Source organism: Chryseobacterium contaminans (genome assembly GCF_001684955.1).
Lineage (GTDB): Bacteria > Bacteroidota > Bacteroidia > Flavobacteriales > Weeksellaceae > Chryseobacterium > Chryseobacterium contaminans.
In genome coordinates, this window is the sequence record NZ_MAYF01000058.1 from 1 (window position 1) to 9,090 (window position 9,090).

Below are 9,090 nucleotides of genomic sequence, written 5' to 3' on the forward strand. Positions count from 1 at the left end.
GCATAATTAATACTATTTGAACTGATGAATATTGTAAAAGGTTTTTGTTTGGCTGTTACGGCAGCTTTATTCTGGGGTGTCTCCGGAACGTTTGCCCAATTCCTCTTTCAACAACGGGGAATTAATATTGAGTGGATGATTACCATAAGATTGCTTGTATCAGGTTTTTCCCTTCTGATTTTTGCGAAATTTGGAGAAAAATCAGATCTTTTTGAGATCTGGAAAGATAAAAAAGATGCTGTGCAGCTTGTTATCTTCAGTATCACAGGCATGTTGGCTGTTCAGTATACTTATTTTGCTGCTATAAAATACTCTAATGCAGCTACTGCTACCGTTTTACAATACGCAGGACCTGTGATTATTGCGGTGTATCTGGCTTTTAAGAATAAGAGATTTCCTTTAATATTGGAGGTTATAGCTATTATTTTGGCGGTATTGGGAACAGTTTTATTGGTAACCCATGGAGATATTTCAAGTCTTTCTATATCTGGAATTGCTTTATTCTTCGGGTTGGCTTCGGCAGTTGCATTAGCTGTTTATACCTTACAACCGGTAAAGCTGATGTCAAAATATAAATCTTCTTTAGTAATCGGATGGGGAATGCTATGTGGAGGGATCGTATTTAGCTTTGTTAAAGCCCCATGGGATATTCAGGGAAATTGGAATCTGCAAGCTTTCGGATATACTGTATTTATCGTAATATTTGGGACATTGATTGCTTTTTATTCGTATTTATCGGCAGTGCAGATTATTGGCGGACAGAAAACAAGCCTTCTTGCTTCAATGGAGCCTCTTTCAGCAACAGTTTTAGCAGTGCTATGGCTTAATGTTTCTTATTCTGCGGTGGATTGGATTGGAAGTATTTTCATTATTTCAACTGTTTTTCTGCTGAGCATAAAACCAAGAAAAATAAAGCCCATAGAGGAGCGTTTAAAATAATATATAGTAAAAAAAAACAGTGGTTGCCACTGTTTTTTATTTTTTTACCAATATTTTCTCGGTAGCTTTTTTACTTAGAATTTCCTTTTTCCCATCAATTTCTATGGTCATTGATTTATCAAAACTTTCAATTTTAATAATCTTTACTTTAGTGTTCAGAAGAAGCTTTCTGTCATTTAAATAAGTTAAAAAGGCATCATCAGAAAGTGTAACGGAAGCAAAAACAACCATTTCCCCTTCTCCACAGCTGCTTAATTTCTGGAGATCCTGGGCAATAATATTGCCATCTTTATCAGGAATAGGTTCTCCGTGGGGATCGAATTTGGGATGATCCAGAATTTCGTCCATTTTATCAAAGAATATCTGGGAATGAACGTGTTCCAGCTGTTCTGCAATTTCATGAACATTTTCCCAGCCAAAATTCATTTTTTTGACGAGAAACATCTCGGTAAGCCTGTGTTTACGAACGACCAGAGCAGCTTCGCGTCTACCGTTTTCGGTAACGATCAGTGGCTTATAGGTTTCATAAATGACCCATTTTTTTTCCGCAAATTTCTTCATCATATTGTTAACGCTCGGCATTTTTACATTTAAAAATTTGCTGAGTTCGTTAATCGTCACCTTTCCTTCATTGTCAACTAAATGAAACAAAGCTTTCAGGTAATTTTCTTCTGTTAGGGTTGTTTTCAAAATGTTAGATGATTTTCAATACAAATCTAACAAAATAATATGGAAAGATTACTCTTGTTATTTTAACTTTTTTTAATTTTACTCTATGAAATTTTCATTCAAAAACGATTATTCTGAGGGATGTCACCCGAATATTTTACAGGCACTTTTACAACATAACCTTGACCAGCAAGCCGGCTATGGAGAAGATGAATATTCTTTGAAGGCAAAAGAGCTAATTAAAGCTAAAATCAATAAAAAAGATTCAGATATTTATTTTGTTTCCGGAGGAACGCAAGCGAACTTAATTGTGATTTCGTCTGTTTTAAGATCTTATCAATGTGCGGTTTCTGCTGCTACAGGGCATATCCTGAATAATGAAACAGGTGCTATTGAAGCAACAGGCCATAAAATCTTAAGCATTGAAACGGAAGATGGGAAACTAAGACCATCGGACATTATTCCGGTGCTGGAAAGCCACAGAAATGTGCCGCATCAGGTGATGCCTAAAATGGTTTATATATCCAATTCTACGGAGCTTGGAACCATTTACCAGAAAAAAGAACTGGAAGCGCTTTCTGAATTCTGCAAACAAAACCGCCTTTATCTGTTTATGGACGGCGCAAGGCTTGGTCATGGGCTAACTTCTGAAATCAGTGATCTTACGTTGGAAAATGTAGCGGAACTTACAGATATTTTCTATCTGGGGGGAACGAAAAACGGAGCATTGATAGGAGAGGCGATTGTTATTAATAATCCGGCTCTTCAGGAGGATTTAGCATTCAACATCAAACAGAAAGGAGCCTTACTCGCTAAAGGAAGGTTATTGGGAATCCAGTTTATGGAGCTCATGAAGAATGATCTGTATTTTGATTTAGCGAAACATGCCAATCAACAGGCAATGAAGATCAAAAATGCGTTACAGGAAAAAGGAATCAGTTTTCTTGCGGATACTTATACCAATCAGATTTTTCCAATTCTTGGCAATGAACTTATTGAGGTTTTATCTGAGAGTTTTGAGTTTTTTGTCTGGAAAAAAGTAGATGAAGAGTCTTCTGCGATTCGTTTGATTACTTCATGGAGTACAGGTGATGATGCTGTAAACCGTTTTATTGAAATTATTAGGGAAAAATTATAGGAAAGTAGGCTGGAATAGGGAAGTTTTTGAAGCCTGAAAATATATGCAAGCTCATTTTTATCAGATATAGATCTGAATCATACATACAAGTAATTAAATACCATGAAATCTATTTTTCCCGCAACTTATTCAACACTTTGTCCGATGGCATTATCAGAACTTATTGCTGAAAAATATGGACTAAAAAATGTTCAGTGTAAGCTTCTGGTAAGAGGGGTGGGAGATACTTATCGGGTAGAGTCGGAAGAGAATCATTTTATACTTCGCATCTACCGTTCTTCTCATCGAAGTTTAGATCATATTAAAGAAGAAGTAAGACTATTACAGGCATTGAAAGATGCTCATGTATCTGTTTCTTATCCAATTACTGATCTTTCCGGAGATATTATTTTAAAATTAGAAGCTATTGAAGGAGTAAGACATAGTGTTTTATTTTCCTTTGCTAAAGGTCGTATGATCAGATTAATGAATGATAATCAGTTTCGTGCCTTAGGAAATGAAATGGCCCGCTTTCATACTATTTCTTCACATTTTAAAGTAGAATACGAACGATGGAATTTTGATCTTCAAACCACTGTTTTTAAGCCTTTGGAAAAATTAAAGCCTGTCTTTAAAGAAAACCCCGAAGATTATGAATGGCTGCAAAATATTGCTGCTGAAATAGAGCGTAAGCTGATAAAATTTGATACTTCAACGTTTTCAAAAGGATATTGTCATTTTGATTTTCTGCCTAAGAATTTTCATTTTGATAATGATACTGTTACTTTATTCGATTTTGATTTTATGGGATACGGCTGGCTGGTGAACGATATTATGACTTTTTGGATCCATTTTGTATTGGATGTATCTGCGGGAAGAATTACTTATGAAGAATTTCAGAGAACTTATCATATTTTTCTGGATGGATATCGTGAATACCGTTCTGTGAGTTCTCAGGAGTTGGCTTCTATCCCTTATCTTTCGATTGGATTTTGGTTGTTTTATATGAACTTTCATACCACCCATGATCAGTTTCAGGTTTTTACCCAGCTTCCGCATGTGAAATCATATGTTGGTATTATGAGAAATATTGTAGAAAACTATTGGGAGAAGGAAGCTTAAATACCTGATTTTATTGGAATAAAAGAAATGATTTTTATTTGTCATTCAGTACGGAATGAAGCGGAGTGAATAGTTTCAATGATCTTATTAGATTAATAATGGTATAAGTCTCTCGAGGATTATGCTGATTTTGCAGATGCTGATATTTATACCTTTAGATTTAAGACTTCATAAAAAACAAAATGCTGTTCCCAGGTGTTGAGAACAGCATTTTTATTTGATTTCAATAGAGTTTGTTTATTTTACGGCTTTGCTCACTACTTTACAGTTAGCTGCGCTTAGCTTTTGTCCGTCTTTATAGCTGATTTTCTTTTCGTCTGCATATTTTGACTGTCCGTCTTCTTCTTTATGATCTCCGATACCTTCTGTTAAAGCATTGTCTTTCTGTAAGAAGTAAATATCTCTTTTGCTCTTTTTACCTTCAGAAGAGAATTCATAGGTTAGTTTTAGTGTATCTCCAGATTTGAAACCTGTAACATCTCCTTTTGAGCTGTCTTTTTCACTGTTTTTATAAGATAATTTTCCGGTAATAGTTCCCAGATTATCATCAATAGAGGCGAAGACACTGTCTTTTCCCACTACACCTATATAGCAGAATGATTTTGGTCCTAATGTATCCACTACAGGTTCTTCTACAGCAATAGTATCAGTATTCGTTTTAGGAGCAGAAGCTTCAGTTTTTTTATTGCAATTGATTAAAAAAGCTGAAACAGCACCTAATAAAATTAGTTTTTTCATATCCTTAGTATTATAATCCAATTTTTACGTTGCTAAAATAATAATAGTATTTGTATATTAAAAATAGGATATTAACTTAAAAAGGTTTTATATGAGAAATTAATTTTAAAATATTTTGTTTTAATAAAAATAATTAAAGATCTGTGTCAATCTGAGACATTCGTGATTAGAATTAAAAGTCACAAAAGTTTTTAAACGTTTTAGTTATTTGAAGTTTATTAGAACCATGCATAAGAAGTACACATAAGCTTTGAAAAATCAAAGATTTTTCATTCTACTCTAACTCTTTCAAACCCTAGAACCCTCAAACTTTTAAACTTCCTCTAAATCCTCTCGCTGCATAATAAGAATCAGCACCGTTATGATAGTAGAAAACTGTATTGTAGCGTCTATCGCAGAAAACAGCTCCTCCCAATTCCCTGATCGAAGGTGGTGTCTTTACCCAACTGGAAGTTTTCTGATCGAATTTTCCAAGCTCCTGCAAGTGGCGGTATTGTTCTTCCGTTAAAATTTCAATACCCATTTCTGCAGCTTTATCAATGGCGTTGCTTTCTGGTTTGTTGGCTTTTCTTGATTCCCAGGCAGGGTAGTCGTAGCAAAGACTTCTGCGTTTTGGACTTTCAGGAGAGCAGTCGAAGAAGATATATTCATCTGTTTTTTGATTGTAATCTACCACATCGGGCTCACCTTCCGTTTCTTCCATTTCGTTTAAAGACCATAGTTTTTCCGGATTGGATTCCAATTTGGTCTGAATTTTCTCCCATTTCAGGCCTTTGTGGCGGTTCATGTTTTTTTCAAAACGGGATTGCAGTGCTTTTAATAGAGCTTCGCTTTGTTCGGGTGTTAATTGTTTCTTTTTCATGTCAAATTTTTAAGTGATTGATTTTAGACTAAAATTACTAAGATTGAATGGAAATTTTTCTGTTGGCAGGTCTGAAATACCATGAAATAATAACCAGAACAAGTAATAAGACAGCAGGAAAGGTTCTTCCGGCGGTATCTCCAACAATAAGATGTGAAATAACGGCTCCGGACATGACGAAGAAAAATCCTGCATAAGCCCACTCTTTCAATAGTAATTGTTTTGGAATGAGAATGGCAATAACGCCAAGTAGTTTCCAGACTCCAATGATAGTCATTAGATAAGCCGGATAGCCAAGATTGGTGAAATTGGCAAGCTCATCTTTGTTTTTCATAAGCTGAACGATAGCGGTAGAGACCATACCTAAAGCCATCCAAAGGGTAAAGATCCAATAGATGATCTTTGTTCTTTTTTCTGATCGGTTTGAGGTTTCCATATAGATTAAGTTTTGTGATTAGTCGTTAAGGCCTTTTCCTTCCAGGATTTGAGGGATGCATTTTTCAATTCTTGCTTCCCTGGTTTTGGATTGTTTGGCGGAAGAAAAGTGGAGCAGGTAGGCTCTTTGCCTTCCTGGAGTAAGAGATTCAAAGGCTTCTTTTAATACACTATCATGGTCCAGTTTATTTTGAAATTCTTCCACCATTTCGAAGTCTTTGGTTTTCTTCATTTCAACTTTTGCTCCGGATTCTTCTATTTCTACGGCTTCAAACATATAGGCCCGAAGTTCTCTTTCAAGATCATTGATCTGTTGAAGATCTGTAAAACGGATTTGTCTTGCGGCCTGCACATTTTCAGACTGCTGAATTAAAATCTGGTCCGGATCTTTCATCAAAGCCCCTTTAAAGAAGAGAAGTGCACAATATTCTTTAAATCCGTGAATCAAGAAAATATTTTTCCCTTCATAGGTATAACACGGGCAGCCCCATTTTAAATCTTCTACCAATTCGGTACTTAGGGCAATGGTTCTTAATTTTTCAAATTCTTCTTTCCATTGGGTGGCTTTTTCGAAGAAAAAATCAACTTTTGAATTCATGTGTTTGTTTTGAGGGTTTTAGGGTTGGAGAGTATTAGCGTTATAGAGTGGGAGCTTTGAATTTATAAGTTTGAGGGGAAGAGAATGATTGAGTTGCGGGTATTTAAACTTCTAATTTTCAGTATCTGAAATCTGAAATCTGACATCTGAAATCTATTCAAACATTTCCTGTAAACGATTATGCGCCCTATTAATTCCCTGCGCAAAAGGCATTTTCAGGTGCTGATCTCTGAAGTCTACAGATTTATAAATGGTTTGGATGGTGATTTTGCTGGTGGTATCCGTTAGTTTTTCAAATTCTAAAAACTCAATCTGAACCGGAAAAGGCGTATTTTCCATCTGAAAAGTTCTTATAATCTTCTCATTCTGAACAATATCATGAATGGTTCCATTGGCACTGAACATCACTTCTCCCTGAGGATTGGAAGTTTCGAAGCGGTAACTTCCGTGAGGTCTGTTTTCAAACTTTGTTACTTTGGTTCCCATCCATTGTTCAAAAAGTTCAGCTTCTGTATAGGCTTTGAAGAGCAATTCTACAGGAAGATCAAATTCTCTGATGATGAAGATCTCCTGTTTTCCGTCTTCTGCGTGGATTTTGGTTTTAAGTTCCATATTTTGAGGGTTTTGAGTTTAGTGGTACGTGTTGCGTGATCCGTGTTTTTAAGTTTCGAGATACGAGGGTGAAAGTATTAATTTCTGATGGGTTTTACTTAGCTTTTACTTGGAGAACCTTCTCTAATCTTAAACTATAAACCCGAAACCCGTACCTCGCATCTCGTCTCACACATTTTTATTCTGGTACGCTTTCATCACACTTTCCAGCTTATTGAATTTCTCATCCCACATTTTGCGGAATGGCTCTATAAAATCGGCTATTTCTTTCATTTTATTGGGATTAAGGTGGTAAATAATTTCACGGCCGTTCTGTTCAGATCGCAACAGTTCACATTCTGTAAGGATCTGAAGGTGTTTGGAAACGGTAGGTCTTGCGGTATCGAAATTGGAAGCAATGGCTCCTGCAGTCATGGATTGCGCAGCTACCAACATCAATATAGATCTTCTGGTAGGGTCTGCAATTGCCTGAAAAACATCTCTTCTTAAATTCATTGTGTAGTTATTTGACTACAAATATATATGTAGTTATTTAGCTACGCAAGTTTTTTTGAAAAAATATACAATAAAGTGAAGTATTCTAATAAGAATTTATTCGTTCCTTAGTCTTAGTTTTTCGAGTATTTCATTAATATGATTAGGATATTTATCTTCAAAATATTCAAAGATGAGTGGATTTCCTGCAAAAAAATGACTACAAAACTTAATCCAAGTGTTTACACTAACTATACCGTTCATCTTGAAAAGTTTCTGTGATAAAGTTTTTATATGACCTTGGTTCTTATTGTTGTAATTGAAATCCGAATCACGTCGTGAATAATATTCGTTTTCATTATAAAAATGAATAGCCCCATCAAAGTGCCTGAAATATCCATTTTGCAAATCATATTCTGCATGAATATATCTTACAGGAAAATATTCAACATTATTTTTTATTATTTTAATTTCCTCTGTTTTAAATTCTTCCGCTTGAAAACTTTTAATATTATTTTTTGTAGTCCATTTAATATCTAAGGAATATGCATTTCTAAAGAAAGATGAAATATATGTATATTCAACATCCATTGGTGGACGCAGTTTCACTATTCCATCAGGAATTAAATCAATTTTATTATTGAATTGAGCACCATACCATGTATCAAGCTCTAAGCAAGGAGAGCCATTAACATCAATCCTTACTCTATCCATATCAATAGATATATAATGATCTACATTAGAGTCATTAGATTCCCAAAAGTATTCAATAAATCTTGGTGCATAGTTATTTATTTCATGAAACTCTCTCCTAAAATAGGAGTTAGCCATTAAAACAAAATTTTCATGAAACAAGTAACCATTGAAAAATGTTTTTTTTACGAATGTTTTATTAAGTTCATCAAAATTTATTAATCCGTCTTTGTCTATAACTAGATCTTCAACCAAAAGATTAACAATATTAGGGAAAGATACAATAATACCAGAGGTTTGATAAAAATTAAAGTTATCATCGGTTAACTTAATTCCTTTATCTTTCATGATTTTCTTGAAATATTGAATTTGAGGTTTATACTTCTCAAGTTCTTCTTTTTCTATTTCTCGAAGAGCTTTCAGATATTCTTCTTTAAAATTATCCATCTCTTTTATTATTTATCTATTTTGAAATATTCTTCAGCTTGTACAATCATCTTTAAGGAAAGCCACCAAAGATAAATACCGTAATAGTTTATTTCTAATGGAGAAATTAACCCATGAGATATTTTGTTCCTAAAATTTACACTATTACCATCTATTAAAAAGCTGTTTAATTCTAATAATAAATTTTTTTCACAAATACCATCAAGCATTTTCCCATTTTCTTTTGTACTTAATATGCCTCCTAGAGTATTGTCATTCTGAATATCTTCTGAAAGTAATATCGTATTTCTATTGTTAGATTCTATGATAGATTTTAAACTATTTTCAATTTGAGGAATAAGGAGATGTGATGCAAGTATAAAATTATTCTGAAATCCATTGTAA

12 protein-coding genes are annotated in these 9,090 nt (G+C 34.3%); 3 read left to right on the top strand and 9 right to left on the bottom strand.

The window, feature by feature from the left end:
* Positions 1-24 precede the first annotated feature (24 nt).
* Positions 25-939, top strand: coding sequence for a DMT family transporter (locus BBH99_RS05160; protein ID WP_066692914.1), 915 nt, complete (start codon positions 25-27; stop codon positions 937-939).
* Positions 940-975: 36 nt separating this feature from the next.
* Here BBH99_RS05160 and BBH99_RS05165 read toward each other — a convergent pair whose 3' ends face one another.
* Positions 976-1,629, bottom strand: a complete 654-nt coding sequence (locus tag BBH99_RS05165) for a metal-dependent transcriptional regulator (protein ID WP_066692916.1) — start codon at positions 1,627-1,629, stop codon at positions 976-978.
* An 85-nt stretch (positions 1,630-1,714) separates the two neighbouring features.
* Here BBH99_RS05165 and BBH99_RS05170 point away from each other — a divergent pair, with 85 nt between their 5' ends.
* Positions 1,715-2,746: a threonine aldolase family protein gene (locus BBH99_RS05170; protein WP_066692918.1), complete on the top strand. Its 1,032-nt coding sequence runs from the start codon at positions 1,715-1,717 to the stop codon at positions 2,744-2,746.
* A 102-nt stretch (positions 2,747-2,848) separates the two neighbouring features.
* Positions 2,849-3,847, top strand: coding sequence for a phosphotransferase enzyme family protein (locus BBH99_RS05175; protein ID WP_083188752.1), 999 nt, complete (start codon positions 2,849-2,851; stop codon positions 3,845-3,847).
* Positions 3,848-4,084: 237 nt separating this feature from the next.
* On the opposite strand, the gene BBH99_RS05180 is transcribed toward BBH99_RS05175, so the two are convergent.
* The 8 genes from BBH99_RS05180 to BBH99_RS05215 all read right to left on the bottom strand — a co-directional run.
* On the bottom strand, positions 4,085-4,585 hold the full coding sequence (locus BBH99_RS05180; protein ID WP_066692923.1) for a hypothetical protein: 501 nt from the start codon (positions 4,583-4,585) through the stop codon (positions 4,085-4,087).
* 304 nt (positions 4,586-4,889) lie between these two features.
* On the bottom strand, positions 4,890-5,447 hold the full coding sequence (locus tag BBH99_RS05185) for a DUF4256 domain-containing protein (protein WP_066692925.1): 558 nt from the start codon (positions 5,445-5,447) through the stop codon (positions 4,890-4,892).
* A 37-nt stretch (positions 5,448-5,484) separates the two neighbouring features.
* Complete coding sequence (locus BBH99_RS05190) at positions 5,485-5,883, bottom strand: DoxX family protein (protein WP_066692928.1); 399 nt, start codon at positions 5,881-5,883, stop codon at positions 5,485-5,487.
* An 18-nt stretch (positions 5,884-5,901) separates the two neighbouring features.
* A complete protein-coding gene (locus BBH99_RS05195; protein WP_066692931.1) occupies positions 5,902-6,480 on the bottom strand; it encodes a YdeI/OmpD-associated family protein in 579 nt (192 codons plus the stop codon).
* Between the two features lie 153 nt (positions 6,481-6,633).
* Positions 6,634-7,092, bottom strand: a complete 459-nt coding sequence (locus BBH99_RS05200; protein WP_066692934.1) for an SRPBCC domain-containing protein — start codon at positions 7,090-7,092, stop codon at positions 6,634-6,636.
* A gap of 168 nt (positions 7,093-7,260) precedes the next feature.
* Positions 7,261-7,587 carry an ArsR/SmtB family transcription factor gene (locus BBH99_RS05205; protein ID WP_066692936.1) on the bottom strand — a complete coding sequence of 109 codons (327 nt, stop codon included), beginning with the start codon at positions 7,585-7,587 and terminating at the stop codon, positions 7,261-7,263.
* A gap of 96 nt (positions 7,588-7,683) precedes the next feature.
* Positions 7,684-8,706 (bottom strand): hypothetical protein, encoded by a 1,023-nt coding sequence (locus tag BBH99_RS05210; protein WP_066692938.1) that lies wholly within the window; start codon positions 8,704-8,706, stop codon positions 7,684-7,686.
* 8 nt (positions 8,707-8,714) lie between these two features.
* Positions 8,715-9,090 (bottom strand): DUF4209 domain-containing protein (locus BBH99_RS05215; protein ID WP_123873016.1); only part of this gene is annotated, 376 nt, incomplete at its 5' end.